Below are 15,606 nucleotides of genomic sequence, written 5' to 3' on the forward strand. Positions count from 1 at the left end.
GCACGATGAGCGACCGTATGACGACACCGTGGGGCGAGGTCGAGCTGACCCGCTTCCCCGATGACCCCCGCGACCGGCTGCGCGCCTGGGACGCCTCCGACGCGTACCTGCTGCGCCACCTGGACGAGGAGAAGGTCCCGCTGACGGGCACGGTCGTGGTGGTCGGGGACCGCTGGGGCGCACTGGTCACCGCGCTGGCGGAGCACCGCCCGGTGCAGATCACCGACTCCTTCCTCGGCCAGGAGGCGACCCGGGCGAACCTGGCGCGGGCCGGTGTGGAGCCGGGTGCGGTGCGCCTGCTCACCACGCAGGACCCGCCGCCCGAGCGGGTGGACGTGCTGCTGGTGCGCGTGCCGAAGAGCCTGGCGCTGCTGGAGGACCAGTTGCTGCGGCTGGCGCCCGCCGTGCACGCGGACACGGTCGTGGTCGGCACCGGCATGGTGAAGGAGATCCACACCTCGACCCTCCAGCTGTTCGAGCGGATCCTCGGGCCGACCCGGACCTCGCTGGCCCGGCAGAAGGCCCGGCTGATCTTCTGCACCCCCGACCCGGTGCTGGAACGGCCCGCGAACCCGTGGCCGTACAGCTACGCCCTGCCGGACGGCGTCGGCGCCGTGTCGGGGCGCACGGTGGTCAATCACGCGGGCGTGTTCTGCGCCGAGCGGCTGGACATCGGCACCCGCTTCTTCCTCCAGCACCTGCCCGGCCCCGGCGCCGGGCGCGTGGTGGACCTCGGCTGCGGCAACGGCGTGGTCGGCACGGCGGTGGCGCTGGCCGATCCGGCGGCCGAGGTGCTGTTCGTGGACGAGTCGTTCCAGGCGGTGGCCTCGGCCGAGGCGACGTACAAGGCGAACGGGGTGCCGGGGCACGCCGAGTTCCGGGTCGGGGACGGGCTGGCCGGGGTGGCGCCCGGCAGTGTGGACCTGGTGCTGAACAACCCGCCGTTCCACTCCCACCAGGCGACCACGGACGCCACGGCGTGGCGGATGTTCACCGGGGCGAAGCGCGCGCTGCGGCCGGGCGGCGAACTGTGGGTGATCGGCAACCGTCACCTCGGCTATCACGTGAAGCTGAGGCGCTTGTTCGGGAACAGCGAACTCGTGGCGTCGGACCCGAAGTTCGTGGTGTTGAGAGCGGTCAAGAAGGACTAGGCGCTCCGCACCGGCCGTCTGCGGCGCCGTCGGGACAGGCCGCGCCCACACAGCCGCCGCCGCAGGTCAGCCACGCCCCGCCCGTCCTCACGGCACCGGTCGGTCCCCCGTCCGGGACAGCACCCCGATGATGCGCCGCACCTCCGAAGCCATCGCCTCCCGCCCCACGCTGAGGTACTGGCGCGAGTCGACGGCCTCGGGGCGGGCGGCGAGGAACTCCCTGATCGCACCGGTCATGGCGGCATTGAGCGCCGTGCCGACGTTGACCTTGGTGATGCCGCCGCCGACGGCCGCGACGAGTCCGTCGTCCGGCACCCCGGAGGAGCCGTGCAGGACGAGCGGCACGGGCAGCGCGGCGGACAGCCGCTTCAGCAGGCCGAGGTCGAGCACGGCGGTGCGGGTGGTCATGGCGTGCACACTGCCGACGGCGACGGCCAGGGCGTCGACGCCGGTGCCGGCCACGAAGTCCCGTGCCCTGACCGGGTCGGTGCGGGCGCCGGGCGCGTGCGCGTCCAGCGGGGGCCGGCCGTCCTTGCCTCCGATCTCCCCCAGCTCGGCCTCGATCCAGAGCCCCTGGGCGTGTGCCCAGTCGGCGGCGGCGCGGGTCGCGGCGAGATTGCCGGCGTACGGCAGGCGGGCCGCGTCGTACATGACGGAGCTGAACCCGGCGTCGGGCGCCTGGCGCAGCAGGTCGTCGCTCTGCACGTGGTCCAGGTGCAACGCGACGGGTACGGCGGCCCGTTCGGCGGCTGCGACGGCGGCGCGGGCCAGCGGAAGCAGCCGTCCGTAGCGGAACTTGACGGCGTTCTCGCTGACTTGGAGGACCACGGGGGAACCGGCGGTCTCGGCGCCGGCGACGACGGCCTCGATGTGTTCCAGGGTGATGACGTTGAACGCGGCGACGGCGGACCGGGCGGCGGCGGCCCGGGTGATCAGTTCGCCGGTGGACGCGAGGGGCACGTGAGGTGTCCTTCCGGGACGGGGCCGGCGGGTTCAGGGGGCGAGGATCACCGAGCGGGTGAGGTGGCGCGGACGGTCGGGGTCGAGGCCGCGGGCGGCGGCGACGGCGACCGCGAGCCGCTGTATCCGGACGAGTTCGGCGAGCGGGTCGAGTGCGCCCTGGAGCCAGCGCCCGCCGGTGGCGCGGACCTGTTCGGCGAGCCCGTCGGGCGCGGTGCCGAGCATCCAGGTGGCCGTGCCCGCGGTGGTGACGCTGATCGGGCCGTGCCGGTACTCCATCGCCGGGTAGGCCTCGGTCCAGGACAGGGAGGCCTCGCGCATCTTCAGTCCGGCCTCGTGGGCGAGACCGACGGTCCAGCCGCGCCCGAGAAAGGTGAACTGCGTGCAGTCCACGAGGCCTTCGGGCAGGGGGGCGGCGAGGGCGGCGCGCGCGTCGGCCACGACGGTGTCGGTGTGCAGGCCGAGGTGGGCGCGCAGCAGGGTGAGCGCGGTGGTCGCGAACCGGGTCTGGACGACGGAGCGTTCGTCGGCGAAGTCCAGGACGACGAGGTCGTCGGCGGCCGACCTGACCGGGGTGCCGGGATCGGCGGTGACGGCGGTGGTACGGGTGCGGCCGCTCAACCGGCCCAGCAGCTCCAGCACTTCGGTGGTGGTGCCGGAGCGGGTGAGGGCGAGGACCCGGTCGTAGGACCGCCCGTACGGGAACTCGGAGGCCGCGAACGCGTCGGTCTCGCCCTGACCCGCGCCCTCGCGCAGGGCGGCCACCGCCTGGGCCATGAAGTACGAGGTCCCGCACCCGACGACGGCGACCCGCTCCCCCGGCTCCGGCAGCGCGCCCCGGTGCCGCCCCGCCTGTTCGGCGGCCCGTGTCCAGCACTCGGGCTGGCTGTTCAGCTCGTTCTCGACATGGGTCATGACCCACACCCTCCCCTGCTGATTGTTCCTGCAAGATATAGCGATCTTTCGAGCACAATCAAGCATTCATGCGCATGCCCCGGTGCGCTAGGGTCGCCGGAGATCGAGGAAACGGCCGGAGCCGGACCGGCCGGAGAAGGATCAGGGAACGGAGAGCCACGCATGTCCCGGGACGCCCGCTGGAAGGCGCTGCTGGAACTGCTCGTCGAGCGCGGCCGGCTGGAGGTCGAGGAGGCGGCGGCCGAGCTGGCGGTGTCGGCCGCCACGATCCGCCGTGACTTCGACCAGCTCGCCGAACAGCAGATGCTGGTCCGCACCCGGGGCGGGGCGGTGGTGCACGGGGTGTCGTACGAGCTCCCGCTGCGCTACAAGACGGCCCGGCGCGCCTCGGAGAAGCAGCGCATCGCCAAGGCGGTCGCCGAACTCGTCGCACCCGGCGAGGCGGTGGGCCTCACCGGTGGCACGACCACCACCGAGGTGGCCCGCGCGCTGGCCGTGCGCGGTGACCTCGGCACCGGCTCACCCGCCCTGACCGTCGTCACCAACGCGCTGAACATCGCCAACGAGCTCGCCGTCCGCCCCCAGTTCAAGATCGTGGTGACGGGCGGGGTGGCGCGCGCGCAGTCGTACGAACTCATCGGCCCGCTCGCGGACGGGGTGTTGAGCCAGATCACGCTCGACGTGGCCGTGCTCGGTGTCGTCGGCTTCGACGTCGCGCACGGGGCGGCGGCGCACGACGAGGCGGAGGCCGCGATCAACCGGCTGCTGTGCGAGCGGGCCGAGCGGGTGGTGGTGGCCGCCGACTCCAGCAAGCTGGGCCGGCGGGCGTTCGCCCGGATCTGCGGGACGGAGCTGGTGGACACGCTGGTGACGGACGCGGCGGTGGACCAGGAGACGGTACGGCGGTTCGAGGAGGCGGGCGTCCGGGTGCTGACGGTGTGACCCGCGCCGGCCGACGGCTCAGAATCGGCCCAGGTCGGCTTTGACGAACCCCGCGCCGCGCTGGTCGTTGCAGCCCGTCACCGTCCGGTCGGCGGGGTCGGGCCAGGTCTGCTGGGCCTGGAGCGCCACGCTCACCAGTGTCAGCAGCAGGTCGACGTCGCTCGCGGCGTCCAGGCGCAGGGTCACCCACTGCGAGCCGGGCACGATCCTGATGGCCCCCGTGCTCCTGAGGTCCTTGGCGAACCGCCGGACGGCCCGGTCGGTGAGCCGCAGGTCCACGTCCCGCTCAGAGTGGAAGTGGACGACCTCACCCTGGACCGAACTCACCGCCCGTCCCAGTCCGCAGCTCGGGACGGCCTGTCTCAGGTCCGGCCAGGTCGCCAGTTGCGCGAGCGCGCGCGAGGCCAACGTCATGGCCCCATCATGGCGCGCTCATCCGCCCGCAACCAGCTCGTGAGCAAGCATTAACCGACCTGTATCCGCCACAGGTTCACCAATCCGCACACCAACCCGCTTGTCGAACACAGGCAGTGCAGGGCCGGCCGCCCCGGGCCACCTCTACGCCCGAGTTTGTGCCGCAATAAACAAAACCCGTTCGCACAGTGTCGTGCCGGGTGCCGGCCTCACCGCGTTGCGGGCGGCGATGACCGCCTTCTTCGCGCTGGACGGCTTCCTCTTCGCGGGGTGGGTCGTCCGGATCCCCGACATCAAGCACCAGACGCACGCCTCCACCGGTGCCCTCGGGCTCGCTCTGCCCGGGGTCTCCGCCGGGGCCGTGCTCACCATGACGCTGAGCGTCGGCCGACTGGTTCTCCCTGCCCACCGACCTGACCAGCGTGGTGGCGCCGGCCGCCGTCGCCGCCGTCATCGGGGTGTCGACCCGCCGGGCTCTGGGCCGGTGACGCCTTGGCACGGCCGCGTCGTCGGCCGTGCGCGGAGGTGACCGCAGGCCCTCGACACTCCGTTGACTCGGCCGAACGGCCGTGCGACGGTGAGGAGGCGCTCGTCTCGAGCATCCCGGGGAACTGGAGGCAGACCGCTGTGACCTTCGGAAACGATGACTCCCGCGAGGCAATGGACCGCAGCCTGACTCCGGATCGGCTGGAGCTGTTCGAGAAGGAGTTCGCCGCCCGCCCGGCGAACCGGCTGATGCAGAACGCGGTCACCCAGACGCCCGTGGACGACGTCGCCCTGGACCGGCGGGTGCTCACCGGCATCGACCACTCGGTCTCCCACCACCTGGACGACTGGAAGGCCACCAACCAGAGGCAGAGCGGCCGTTGCTGGATGTTCGCCGGGCTCAACCTGCTCCGGGTGGGCGCCGCGAGGAAGCTGGGCGTGAAGGACTTCGAGTTCTCCCAAAACTACCTGCTGTGGTGGGACAAGTTCGAGCGGGCCAACCACTTCCTGGAGGCGGTCATCGAGACTTCCGGCCGGGACGTGGACGACCGCACGGTGGCACATCTGCTGGCCGATCCGATCGGTGACGGCGGGCAGTGGAACATGTTCGTCGCCCTGGTCGCCAAGCACGGCCTGGTGCCCAAGTCCGCCATGCCGGAGACCGAGAGCTCCTCCTCGACCCGGGCGATGAACCGGGCCCTGAAGACGCTGCTCCGCCAGGGCGCCCGCGACCTGCGCGGCCTGGCCGCCGAGGGAGTCGGGGCCCAGCGGACGCACAAGCGCGAGGTGCTGGCCGCCGTCCACCGGGTGCTCGGCATCCACCTCGGCACACCTCCGCAGCGGTTCCTGTGGCAGTGGGAGGACAAGAACAAGGAGTTCCACCGCGACGGCTGGCTCACCCCGGCCGAGTTCGCCGCAGCGTATGTGCAGCTCCCCCTGGAGGAGTACGTCTGCCTGGTGCACGACCCGCGCGAGTCCAGCCCGTTCGGCCGTACGTTCACCGTCGAGTACCTGGGCAATGTCGTGGACGCCCCGCCGGTGGTCTATCTCAACGCGCCGATCGAGCTGCTGAAGCGGCTGGCCATGGAGACGATCGTCGGCGGCGAGCCGGTGTGGTTCGGCTGCGACGTGGAGAAGATGATGCGCGCGGACGCCGGCGTCTGGGACGCCGCCCTGTTCGACTACGCGGCCGTCTACGACACCCCCTTCACCCTGGACAAGGCCGACCGGCTGCTGCACCACGACACGCAGATGACCCACGCGATGCTGTTCACCGGCGTCGACGTGGTGGACGGCGAGCCGCGCCGCTGGCGGGTGGAGAACAGCTGGGGCGAGGAGAAGGCCGACAAGGGCTTCTGGACCATGAACGACTCGTGGTTCGGCGAGCACGTCTTCGAGACGGCGGTCCGGCGCTCCGCGCTGCCGCCGGAACTGGCCGCCGCCCTCGACCAGCCGCCGATCGTGCTGCCCGCCTGGGACCCCATGGGCGCCCTGGCGGACCGGGCGTTCCCCGGGTGACCGGCGGGACGGGCCGCCGCCGGCACCCGCACTCGCCCTCGATCGCCGGCGTGCTCCGCCTCCGGTGGGACCGCCGCAGGCCCCCCGCCGGCCGTGCCCGCGCCGGGAAGGGCCGGCCCTCAGCCCTGTCGGCCGGTCCCTTCTGAAACCGCCTGCCGCCGGAGCGCACTCCGTCCGGCACACTCACTCCCATGGAGACTGCCGAGTTCCTTGAGATCCTGGACCGCGAGGGTCGGTTGCTGGCGGCGGCCGCGACTGCGGCGGGCACCGACGCCAAGGTGCCGACATGCCCGGAGTGGCAGGTGCGGGACCTGGTGCGGCACACCGGATCGGTGCACCGGTGGGCCGCCGCCCTCGTCGCCGAGGGGCACACCGCACCCCGCCCCCTGGGCGACCCGCCGGAGCTGGACGGTGCCGAGCTGGTGGACTGGTACCGGGACAGCCACCGGCTGCTGGTGGACACCCTGGCCGCCGCCCCCGCCGACGTGCGGTGCTGGACCTTCCATCCCGCGCCCAACCCCTCGCCGCTGGCCTTCTGGACCCGGCGGCAGGCGCACGAGACGACCGTGCACCGCTACGACGCCGAGGCGGCGCGCGGCGGTACGCCGTCCCCGATCGCCCCGGACTTCGCGGTGGACGGCATCGACGAACTGCTGCGCGGCTTCCACGCACGTTCCCGGAGCCGGCTGCGCAGCGAGGAGCCGCGCGTGCTCGGGGTGCGCGCGGTGGACGCGGGGGCGGACGCGGTGTGGACCGTACGGCTCACGGCCGAACCGCCGGTGACCGTGCGGGCGGCGCAGGAACCGGTCGAGGCCGAACTGTCGGGTCCCGCCGATCAGTTGTACCTGGCGCTGTGGAACCGTGCGGCGGTGCCGCAGGTGACGGGCGACACCTCGCTCGCGGCCCTGTGGCGGGAGCGCTCCGGGATCTGAGGCCCGGTCAGCCGGCGTCGGACAGTATCCGGGCCAGCACCGCGCGCTGCACGGGCCGCACCTCGCCGTGCAGCGCGCGCCCCTTCGCCGTGAGTGCGACGCGCACCCCGCGCCGGTCCTCGGGACACATGGCCCGCTCGACCAGGCCGTCCTTCTCCAGACGGCCGATGAGCCGGGACAGCGCGCTCTGACTGAGGTGGACCCGGTCGGAGATCTCCTGGACCCGGTAGGCGGAGCCGCCGTCCGCCGCGGTGCCTTCGGCCAGCAGGTCGAGGACCTCGAAGTCGCTCGCGCACAGGCCGTGCCCGTGCAGCGCCCGGTCAAGTTCGCACTGGGTGCGGGCGTGCAGGGCCAGGATGCCCCGCCACTCCTCCACGAGCGCCTGCTCGGCCTTCTTCGCCGCCATGACCGCACCGTAGCAGAGGAACGACTTCATTGCATCGTAATTAAATGCGTTTGCATCTCATGCACATGCATGTAGTCTCGCCGGTATGACCTCTCCGCTCACCACTTCCGCGGCTCCGTCCCCGGCGGTCCGCTGGACTCCTCGGCTGTGGGGCACCCTCCTGGTGCTGTGCGCCGCGATGTTCCTGGACGCGCTGGACGTGTCGATGGTCGGCGTCGCCCTGCCCTCCATCGGCGCCGATCTCGGCCTGTCCACGTCGACCCTGCAATGGGTCGTCAGCGGCTACATCCTGGGCTACGGCGGCCTGCTCCTCCTCGGCGGCCGGACCGCCGACCTCCTGGGCCGGCGCCAGGTGTTCCTGGTCGCGCTCGGCGTCTTCGCGCTGGCCTCGCTGCTCGGCGGGCTCGTGGACTCCGGCCCGCTGCTGATCGCCAGCCGCTTCGTCAAGGGCCTGAGCGCGGCCTTCACCGCACCGGCGGGCCTGTCGATCATCACCACGACGTTCCCGGAGGGCCCGCTGCGCAACCGGGCCCTGTCGATCTACACCACCTGCGGCGCCACCGGCTACTCCATGGGCCTCGTCTTCTCCGGCCTGCTCACCGAGGCCAGCTGGCGGTTCACCATGCTGCTGCCGGCGCCGGTCGCCCTGCTCGCCCTGCTCGTGGGCATGAAGCTGCTGCCGCGCGGCGAGCGCGAACGCGGCCACGGCGGCTACGACGTACCGGGCGCCGTCCTCGGCACCGCCTCGATGCTGCTGCTGGTCTTCACCGTCGTCCAGGCGCCCGAGGCGGGCTGGGCCTCCGCCCGCACGATCCTGTCCTTCGTCGCCGTCGCGGTCATGCTGGTGGTCTTCGTCCTGGTCGAGCAGCGCAGCCCCAGCCCGCTGATCCGGCTCGGAGTGCTGCGCTCGGGGCCCCAGGTCCGGGCCCAGCTGGGCGCGTTGACGTTCGTCGGCAGCTACATGGGCTTCCAGTTCCTCGTCACCCTCTGCATGCAGCAGGTGCTCGGCTGGTCGGCCCTGCACACCGCGCTGGCGTTCCTGCCAGCGGGCGCGCTGGTGGCGCTCTCCGCGACCAAGGTCGGAGCGGTCATCGACCGGTTCGGCACCACACGGCTGATCGTGCTGGGCTTCGTCCTGATGGCGCTCGGATACACGCTGTTCCTGCGCATCGACCTGCACCCGGTCTACGCGGCCGTGATCCTGCCGACCATGCTGCTGGTCGGCTCAGGCTTCGCCCTGACCTTCCCCTCCCTCAACGTCCAGGCCACCAACGGCGTGGACGAGCACGAGCAGGGCATGGTCTCCGGTCTGCTGAACACCTCCGTGCAGGTGGGCGGCGCGATCTTCCTGGCCGTCGTGACGGCGGTGGTGACCGCGCACGCCCCCGAACACCCCACTGCGCAGGCCGTCCTGGACAGCTACCGGCCCGGCCTCGTCGTGGTCACGGTCATCGCCCTCGCGGGACTGCTGCTGTCGCTCACCGGACTGCGCCGGCCCCGTCCGGGACACTCCGTCGTGGTCGCCACGTCCACCGTGAAGGAGGCGGAGACGGACCGCGTACCGGTCCGCGACTAGGGGGACCGCCTCCCCGCGTGCGCCCGGCCGGAGTTGCTTGCTCCGCCGGGCGCACGTCTGTGAAACTGACGGAATGGACGCACACGGGGCCCGCCGTACCGATGCGGAGCGGGACGCGGCGACGGTCGAGATCGGGTACGCGCTGGTCAGCGCCGCGTTCGCGGCGGCGGTGCTGTTCGGAGCGGTGGCCGGCCCCACGTTCCTCTTCGACCTGCCCGGCCCGGTGTCCACGGTCCTGCTGCGGCTCGGCATGACGGTCGCGCCGGTCGTGTTCATGGCCCGGGTGGTCAGCGTGCTCGTGCGTTTCCGGCAGTCGGCTCAGCCCAGCCAGCCCGGTCGCACCAACCCCGACTCGTAGGCCAGGACGACGAGCTGGGCGCGATCGCGGGCGCCCAGCTTCACCATCGTGCGGCTCACGTGCGTCTTGGCGGTGAGCGGGCTGACCACCAGCCGGCGGGCGATCTCCTCGTTGGACAGGCCGATACCGACCAGGGCCATCACCTCCCGCTCCCGCTCGGTGAGCCGGGACAGCGCGTCCGCCGTCGCGGGCTGTTTGGAGCGGGCCGCGAACTCGGCGATCAGCCGGCGGGTGACGCCCGGCGAGAGCAGCGCGTCGCCCGCGACCACGGCCCGTACGGCGCGCAGGAGTTCGTCCGGCTCGGTGTCCTTCACCAGGAAGCCGGAGGCGCCCGCGCGGATCGCCTCGAAGACGTACTCGTCCAGTTCGAAGGTGGTGAGCATGACCACCTTCACGTCCGCGAGCCCCGCGTCCGAGGTGATGCGCCGGGTGGCGGCCAGGCCGTCCAGCAGCGGCATGCGGATGTCCATCAGGACGACGTCCGGCCGCAGTTCGCGAACCCGGCGCAGGGCCTCCTCGCCATCGGCGGCCTCACCGGCCACCTCGATGTCCGGCTGCGCGTCCAGCAGCGCCCTGAAACCGGCCCGCACCAGCGACTGGTCGTCGGCGAGCAGTACCCGGATCACTGGTCCTCCCTGAGGTGCGACGGCAGCACGGCGAGCACCTGGAAGCCGCCGTCCGGGCGCGGGCCCGCCTCGATGGTGCCACCCAGCGCGGCGGCCCGCTCCCGCATGCCGGCCAGCCCGTGCCCGCTGCCCCCGGCGTCCGTGCCGGCCGCCGGTCCGTCGTCGTCGATCCGCAGCCGCAGCACGCCGTCGCCGTATTCGAAGTGCACGCGCGCGTGCCGCGAACCGGAGTGCCGTACGACATTGGTGAGGGCCTCCTGCAGGATCCGGAATGCGGCGAGGTCGGCGCCGGGCGGCAGCCGGGGCGGCTCGCCCTCGGTCTCGACGGTCAGACCGGCCGCCGCGGCCTGCTCGATCAGCTCCGGCAGCCGGTCCAGGCCCGGAGCGGGGGAGCGCGGTGCGGCGCCCGGTGCGCGCAGGGTGCCGAGGACCTGACGCACCTCGCCGAGCGCCTCCTTGCTGGCGGTCTTGATGGTGGTGAGCGCGGACCGCGCCTGCTCGGGGTCGGTGTCGAGCAGGGCGAGGCCCATGCTCGCCTGGACGTTGATGACCGAGATGCTGTGCGCGAGGACGTCGTGCAGCTCGCGGGCCATGCGCAGCCGCTCCTCGGCCGCGCGCCGGCGCGCCGCCTCGGCCCGGTCCGCGCGCTCCCGGGCCCACTGTTCGCGCCGGGCCCGGGCCAGTTCGGAGAGGGCCGCGACGGCCACCACCCAGGTCGCGATCACGATCTCCTGGCCCGGGCCCGCGGCGCGGTCCCCGGCGGGCGGGAGCCAGCGGTACAGCCAGAGCGCGACCAGGACGTGTCCGGCCCACAGCAGGCCGACGGCGGTCCAGGCGGCCCGCCGGTGGCCGGCGACGACCGCGCCGAAGCAGCCCGCCGCGACGGCCAGGAAGACCGGCCCGTAGGGGTAGCCGAGGGCCGTGTACAGCAGGGCCGCCGCTGCCGTTCCGCAGGCCACGGCCACCGGGTGGCGGTGCCGCCACAGCAGCGGGACGCAGGCGGCGAGCAGCAGCACGCGCGCGTAGCCGTCGAGCGGTACCCGGTCCGGCTGGCTGTCCGCTGCGAAGGTGGTGCCGATCAGCACGACCGCGGTGAGGGCCGCGGTCGAGCGCCACGGCAGCCGGGCGCGGTGCGCCTCGGGGTCGTCCGGGCCGTGCGCCCACGGGGGCCCGTACCGCCACCCGTGCCGGGGGCCGCCGTGCTGCTCTTCCATGCCGGCCACGCTAGACGCCGGCGGGCCGGGGCGGCGTCGGCCGGGCGAGGTGATCGCGGGTACTCCCCGGGGAGTACAGGGTCACGCCCGGGTGAGGCCCACCCCCTCGGCGAGCCGGCCGACGGCGTGCCGGAAGAACGTCTCGCGGTCCTCCACGACCCGGTTGAACTGCCCGAACACCTCGAACCCGATCAGCCCGAACAGCTGGGCCCAGGCGGCGACCATCGGTGCGGCCACCTCGGGCGGGAGATCGGGGGCGAGGTCGGCGGCCATCCGCTCGGCCTCGGGCCGCAGGGAGGCGGGGAGCGGCGGGGCGGCCAGGCCGGCGGGGCTCCGGTGGGCGTCCCGGAGGATGCCGATGAGGGCGAGGCCGACACGGGAGGCGGCCCGGACGGTGGTCTGGGGGGCGGAGTATCCGGGCACGGGTGAGCCGTAGATCAGCGCGTACTCGTGCGGGTGGGCGAGCGCCCAGTCGCGCACCGCCTGGCACACGGCCGTCCAGCGGGCCGGCGGCGGGGCGTCGCAGGCGGCGTCCCGGGCCCGTTCGGCGGCTTCGCCGAGGGAGTCGTAGGCGTCGATGATCAGGGCGGTCAGCAGGTCGTCCCGGCTGGGGAAGTAGCGGTACAGGGCGGACGAGACCATGCCCAGCTCGCGGGCGACGGCCCGCAGGGAGAGCTTGGCCGCGCCCTCCGCGGCCAGCTGTCTGCGCGCCGCGTCCTTGATGGCCGCGGTGACTTCCTGCCTGGCCCGCGCGCGGGCGCCCTGTGCGGTGCTCATGCCAGCAGTGTGCCACGGACGAGAGCGGTGCACACAAGAGAGATCAGCGAAATAAAATGAGAGCACCGCTCTTGCTTCGGAGCACCCGTCTGCCCCACACTGAAGTCAAGCGAGAGCACCGCTCTCTCAAACAGTGGGGGTCACCATGTCGTCGTCTGCGCCGTACTACCTCAAGGGCAGCCCGCTCAACGTCCGCCTGAACAGCGTGATCGGCTGGCTCGCCCGGCACGGGCTCAGCCTGGCGGGCACCGCCGAGATGTCCGTGCCCGGCCGCAAGAGCGGCAGGATGCAGCGCATCCCGGTCAACCCGCACCGCTACGACGGCGGGCAGTACCTGGTCTCGGCGCGCGGCCACTCGCAGTGGGTGCGCAACATGCGGGCCGCCGGCGGCGGGGAGCTGCGGGTGGGCCGCAGGGTGCGCGCCTTCACCGCGGTGGAGCTTCCCGACGCCGAGAAGCTCCCGGTCCTGCGGACCTATCTGGAGAAGTGGGGCTGGGAGGTCAACCAGTACTTCGCCGGGGTGACGGCCAAGTCCTCGGACGAGGAGATCATCGCCTGTGCCGGGGACCACCCGGTCTTCCGCATCACCGTCACGGACTGACGGGCTCCTCCGCCGGAGCGGCCTGCCCGGCCGGCCTCCGGTCCAGCGCGGTCAGCGCGCGCTGGGCGAGCGGGTGGGAGCGGACGATCTCGCCCAGCGAGGTCGAGCCCTGCGTGATGTCCCGGAAGGCCCGCCAGGCCGGGCGGAAACCGGTGAGGGCCGCGTGGAAGAGGCCGGGGCGCTTCTCGAACACGCCGAGCAGCCGCTTGCCGACGGCCATCTCGACGCCGAGCCCGGCCTTGACCGCGAACGCGTAGTTCAGGGCCTGGCGCCGGGTGTCCACGGCGTCGTGCGCCTCCGCGATGCGGACCGCCCACTCCCCCGCCAGCCGGCCCGAACGCAGCGCGAAGGAGATGCCCTCGCGGGTCCACGGCTCCAGCAGCCCGGCCGCGTCCCCGCAGACCAGCACCCGGCCCCGGGACAGCGGGGAGTCGTCGGCCCGGCAGCGGGTCAGGTGCCCGGAGGAGACGGCGGGTTCGAAGCCGGCGAGGCCCAGCCGGGCGATGAAGTCCTCCAAGTACCGCTTGGTGGCGGCGCCTTCACCGCGCGCGGAGATCACACCGACCGTGAGCGTGTCGCCCTTGGGGAACACCCAGCCGTAACTGCCCGGCATCGGGCCCCAGTCGATCAGGACCCGGCCCTTCCAGTCCTCGGCGACCGTCTCCGGCACCGGGATCTCCGCCTCCAGGCCGAGGTCCACCTGGTCGAGCTTCACACCGACGTGCGCCCCTATGCGGCTGGCGCTGCCGTCGGCACCGACGACCGCGCGGGCCAGCACCGTCTCCCCGCCCTGAAGGACGACGGCGACCGTGCGGCGGTCGGGCACCGCCGAGCCGTGCTGCTCGACCCGCTGGACCGTGACACCCGTCCGCAGCTCGGCGCCCGCCTTCTGGGCGTGCTCGACCAGCTGCTGGTCGAACTCGGCGCGGTTGACCAGACCGAACATCATCTGCTTGGAGCGGCGGGTGCGGGTGAAGCGGCCGTTGTGGGAGAAGGTGACCGCGTGCACCCGGTCCCGGAAGGGCAGCTCGAAGCCGGGCGGCAGCGCGTCGCGCGAGGGGCCGATGATGCCGCCGCCGCATGTCTTGTAACGGGGCAGCTCGGCTTTCTCCAGCACCAGCACGCGCCGTCCCGCGACCGCCGCCGCGTAGGCGGCCGAGGCGCCCGCGGGGCCCGCGCCCACCACGACGACGTCCCACACCCGCTGCACGTCGTCCGCCGAAGAGTTCTCGCCGCTCACGATGGTCTACCGCTCCGATCAAGCCGCTGCCAAGTGTCCTGTCGCATCCTACGGCGGCCGTGCGCGCAGGCCGCTGTGGGAGGATTCGGTGTACTCACCCCGTACACCGTCGCACCCACGAGGAGCGTGCCCATGCCGTCGAATCCGGTCGCCGAGACCGTCGCCTCGCTGCTGCCCCGGGCCAAGGCGGAGCTGACCGAACTGGTCGCCTTCGCATCGGTGGCGGACTTCACGCAGTTCCCGAAGAGCGAGAGCGACGCCGCCGCGAACTGGATCGCCGACGCGCTGCGCGCCGAGGGCTTCACGGACGTGGCCCTGCTGGACACCCCGGACGGCACCCGGTCCGTGTACGGCCACCTGCCGGGCCCCGAGGGTGCGAAAACGGTTCTGCTCTACGCGCACTACGACGTGCAGCCTCCGCTGGACGAGGCGGGCTGGGCCACCCCGCCGTTCGAGCTGACCGAGCGCGACGGCCGCTGGTACGGCCGCGGGACCGCCGACTGCAAGGGCGGCGTCATCATGCACCTGCTCGCGCTGCGCGCCCTCAAGGCGAACGGCGGCGTCCCGGTGCATGTGAAGGTGATCGTGGAGGGCTCGGAGGAGCAGGGCACGGGCGGCCTGGAGCGGTACGCCGAGCAGCACCCCGAGCTGCTGGAGGCGGACACGATCGTCATCGGTGACGCCGGCAACTTCCGGGTCGGCCTGCCGACGGTGACCACCACGCTGCGCGGTATGACCATGATCCGGGTGCGCATCGACACCCTCGCCGGCAACCTGCACTCCGGCCAGTTCGGCGGTGCCGCCCCGGACGCGCTGGCCGCGCTGATCAGGGTGCTGGACTCGCTGCGCGCCGAGGACGGCTCGACCACGGTCGACGGCCTGGACGCCACGGCCCGGTGGGAGGGCCTGGAGTACACCGAGGAGCAGTTCCGCACGGACGCCAAGGTGCTGGACGGCGTCGAGCTGATCGGTGAGGGTTCGGTCGCCGACCGCATCTGGGCCCGCCCGGCGGTCACCGTCCTCGGCATCGACTGCCCGCCGGTCGTCGGCGCCACCCCGTCGGTGCAGTCGAGCGCCCGCGCCCTGATCAGCCTGCGGGTGCCGCCGGGTGTGGACGCGGCGGAGGCCACCAAGCTGCTCCAGGCACACGTCGAGGCGCACACCCCGTGGGGTGCCCGGGTCACCACCGAGCAGATCGGCCAGGGCCAGCCGTTCCGCGCCGACCCCTCCAGTCCCGCCTACCAGGCGATGGCCGACGCGATGGCGGTTGCCTACCCGGGCGAGACCATGAGTTACGCCGGCCAGGGCGGCTCCATCCCGCTGTGCAACACGCTCGCCGGTCTCTACCCGCGCGCGGAGATCCTGCTGATCGGCCTGAGCGAGCCGGAGGCGCAGATCCACGCGGTCAACGAGAGCGTGTCCCCCGAGGAACTGGAGCGGCTCTCCGTCGCCGAGGCGCTGTTCCTGCGCAACTACGCGGCGCGCTGAAC

Annotated in this window: 16 protein-coding genes and 1 pseudogene; 9 read left to right on the forward strand and 8 right to left on the reverse strand. The window is 73.0% G+C overall.

Translation table 11 applies throughout. The features are described from left to right. Positions 1–17 precede the first annotated feature (17 nt). Positions 18–1,151 (forward strand): methyltransferase, encoded by a 1,134-nt coding sequence (locus S1361_RS05515; protein WP_208030706.1) that lies wholly within the window; start codon positions 18–20, stop codon positions 1,149–1,151. An 87-nt stretch (positions 1,152–1,238) separates the two neighbouring features. Here S1361_RS05515 and S1361_RS05520 read toward each other — a convergent pair whose 3' ends face one another. Beyond that, positions 1,239–2,111 (reverse strand): class II fructose-bisphosphate aldolase, encoded by an 873-nt coding sequence (locus tag S1361_RS05520; protein WP_208030707.1) that lies wholly within the window; start codon positions 2,109–2,111, stop codon positions 1,239–1,241. Between the two features lie 33 nt (positions 2,112–2,144). Next, positions 2,145–3,026: an SIS domain-containing protein gene (locus tag S1361_RS05525; RefSeq protein WP_208030708.1), complete on the reverse strand. Its 882-nt coding sequence runs from the start codon at positions 3,024–3,026 to the stop codon at positions 2,145–2,147. Positions 3,027–3,188: 162 nt separating this feature from the next. Here S1361_RS05525 and S1361_RS05530 point away from each other — a divergent pair, with 162 nt between their 5' ends. After that, on the forward strand, positions 3,189–3,968 hold the full coding sequence (locus tag S1361_RS05530) for a DeoR/GlpR family DNA-binding transcription regulator (protein ID WP_208030709.1): 780 nt from the start codon (positions 3,189–3,191) through the stop codon (positions 3,966–3,968). A gap of 18 nt (positions 3,969–3,986) precedes the next feature. Here S1361_RS05530 and S1361_RS05535 read toward each other — a convergent pair whose 3' ends face one another. Then, entirely contained in the window at positions 3,987–4,382 is a 396-nt protein-coding gene (locus S1361_RS05535) for a luciferase domain-containing protein (RefSeq protein ID WP_208030710.1), read from the reverse strand. Between the two features lie 229 nt (positions 4,383–4,611). Here S1361_RS05535 and S1361_RS05540 point away from each other — a divergent pair. The 3 genes and pseudogenes from S1361_RS05540 to S1361_RS05550 form a co-directional block, all read left to right on the forward strand. Next, a pseudogene (locus S1361_RS05540) lies at positions 4,612–4,776 on the forward strand (MFS transporter); the annotation flags it as partial. A 233-nt stretch (positions 4,777–5,009) separates the two neighbouring features. Continuing rightward, on the forward strand, positions 5,010–6,386 hold the full coding sequence (locus S1361_RS05545) for a C1 family peptidase (protein ID WP_208030711.1): 1,377 nt from the start codon (positions 5,010–5,012) through the stop codon (positions 6,384–6,386). Positions 6,387–6,577: 191 nt separating this feature from the next. Next, positions 6,578–7,318, forward strand: a complete 741-nt coding sequence (locus S1361_RS05550) for a maleylpyruvate isomerase family mycothiol-dependent enzyme (RefSeq protein WP_208030712.1) — start codon at positions 6,578–6,580, stop codon at positions 7,316–7,318. Positions 7,319–7,325: 7 nt separating this feature from the next. Here the strand turns inward: S1361_RS05550 and S1361_RS05555 are convergent, their stop codons facing one another. Beyond that, positions 7,326–7,724, reverse strand: a complete 399-nt coding sequence (locus S1361_RS05555; protein WP_208030713.1) for a MarR family winged helix-turn-helix transcriptional regulator — start codon at positions 7,722–7,724, stop codon at positions 7,326–7,328. 85 nt (positions 7,725–7,809) lie between these two features. Here S1361_RS05555 and S1361_RS05560 point away from each other — a divergent pair, with 85 nt between their 5' ends. Both S1361_RS05560 and S1361_RS05565 read left to right on the forward strand, forming a co-directional pair. After that, positions 7,810–9,300, forward strand: coding sequence for an MFS transporter (locus tag S1361_RS05560; RefSeq protein ID WP_208030714.1), 1,491 nt, complete (start codon positions 7,810–7,812; stop codon positions 9,298–9,300). 73 nt (positions 9,301–9,373) lie between these two features. Beyond that, positions 9,374–9,658, forward strand: coding sequence for a DUF6332 family protein (locus S1361_RS05565; RefSeq protein ID WP_208030715.1), 285 nt, complete (start codon positions 9,374–9,376; stop codon positions 9,656–9,658). On the opposite strand, the gene S1361_RS05570 is transcribed toward S1361_RS05565, so the two are convergent. The 3 genes from S1361_RS05570 to S1361_RS05580 form a co-directional block, all read right to left on the reverse strand. Continuing rightward, positions 9,619–10,284 carry a response regulator transcription factor gene (locus S1361_RS05570; protein ID WP_208030716.1) on the reverse strand — a complete coding sequence of 222 codons (666 nt, stop codon included), beginning with the start codon at positions 10,282–10,284 and terminating at the stop codon, positions 9,619–9,621. The two genes, S1361_RS05565 and S1361_RS05570, sit on opposite strands and share 40 nt — an antisense overlap. Further along, positions 10,281–11,498 carry a sensor histidine kinase gene (locus S1361_RS05575; RefSeq protein WP_208030717.1) on the reverse strand — a complete coding sequence of 406 codons (1,218 nt, stop codon included), beginning with the start codon at positions 11,496–11,498 and terminating at the stop codon, positions 10,281–10,283. The genes S1361_RS05570 and S1361_RS05575 overlap by 4 nt, the downstream gene beginning before the upstream one ends. Before the next feature lie 81 nt (positions 11,499–11,579). Continuing rightward, a complete protein-coding gene (locus S1361_RS05580) occupies positions 11,580–12,275 on the reverse strand; it encodes a TetR/AcrR family transcriptional regulator (RefSeq protein WP_208030718.1) in 696 nt (231 codons plus the stop codon). Between the two features lie 145 nt (positions 12,276–12,420). Between S1361_RS05580 and S1361_RS05585 the strand changes: the two genes are divergently transcribed. Beyond that, positions 12,421–12,876, forward strand: coding sequence for a nitroreductase family deazaflavin-dependent oxidoreductase (locus tag S1361_RS05585; RefSeq protein ID WP_208030719.1), 456 nt, complete (start codon positions 12,421–12,423; stop codon positions 12,874–12,876). Here S1361_RS05585 and S1361_RS05590 read toward each other — a convergent pair. Continuing rightward, positions 12,866–14,116, reverse strand: a complete 1,251-nt coding sequence (locus tag S1361_RS05590) for a geranylgeranyl reductase family protein (RefSeq protein ID WP_208030720.1) — start codon at positions 14,114–14,116, stop codon at positions 12,866–12,868. The genes S1361_RS05585 and S1361_RS05590 overlap by 11 nt on opposite strands. A gap of 132 nt (positions 14,117–14,248) precedes the next feature. Here S1361_RS05590 and S1361_RS05595 point away from each other — a divergent pair, with 132 nt between their 5' ends. Beyond that, the gene (locus S1361_RS05595; protein WP_208030721.1) at positions 14,249–15,604 is read left to right on the forward strand and encodes a dipeptidase; all 1,356 of its coding nucleotides are present in this window, start codon (positions 14,249–14,251) and stop codon (positions 15,602–15,604) included. Positions 15,605–15,606: the final 2 nt, after the last annotated feature.

This window comes from Streptomyces cyanogenus (genome assembly GCF_017526105.1).
Classification (GTDB): Bacteria; Actinomycetota; Actinomycetes; order Streptomycetales; family Streptomycetaceae; genus Streptomyces; species Streptomyces cyanogenus.

Coding starts and splice junctions, on each gene's coding strand:
- S1361_RS05515 (WP_208030706.1), top strand. CDS start 18: ATGACGACACCGTGGGGCGAGGTCGAGCTGACCCGCTTCCCCGATGAC.
- S1361_RS05525 (WP_208030708.1), bottom strand. CDS start 3,026: ATGACCCATGTCGAGAACGAGCTGAACAGCCAGCCCGAGTGCTGGACA.
- S1361_RS05530 (WP_208030709.1), top strand. CDS start 3,189: ATGTCCCGGGACGCCCGCTGGAAGGCGCTGCTGGAACTGCTCGTCGAG.
- S1361_RS05535 (WP_208030710.1), bottom strand. CDS start 4,382: ATGACGTTGGCCTCGCGCGCGCTCGCGCAACTGGCGACCTGGCCGGAC.
- S1361_RS05550 (WP_208030712.1), top strand. CDS start 6,578: ATGGAGACTGCCGAGTTCCTTGAGATCCTGGACCGCGAGGGTCGGTTG.
- S1361_RS05555 (WP_208030713.1), bottom strand. CDS start 7,724: ATGGCGGCGAAGAAGGCCGAGCAGGCGCTCGTGGAGGAGTGGCGGGGC.
- S1361_RS05560 (WP_208030714.1), top strand. CDS start 7,810: ATGACCTCTCCGCTCACCACTTCCGCGGCTCCGTCCCCGGCGGTCCGC.
- S1361_RS05565 (WP_208030715.1), top strand. CDS start 9,374: ATGGACGCACACGGGGCCCGCCGTACCGATGCGGAGCGGGACGCGGCG.
- S1361_RS05575 (WP_208030717.1), bottom strand. CDS start 11,498: ATGGAAGAGCAGCACGGCGGCCCCCGGCACGGGTGGCGGTACGGGCCC.
- S1361_RS05580 (WP_208030718.1), bottom strand. CDS start 12,275: ATGAGCACCGCACAGGGCGCCCGCGCGCGGGCCAGGCAGGAAGTCACC.
- S1361_RS05585 (WP_208030719.1), top strand. CDS start 12,421: ATGTCGTCGTCTGCGCCGTACTACCTCAAGGGCAGCCCGCTCAACGTC.
- S1361_RS05595 (WP_208030721.1), top strand. CDS start 14,249: ATGCCGTCGAATCCGGTCGCCGAGACCGTCGCCTCGCTGCTGCCCCGG.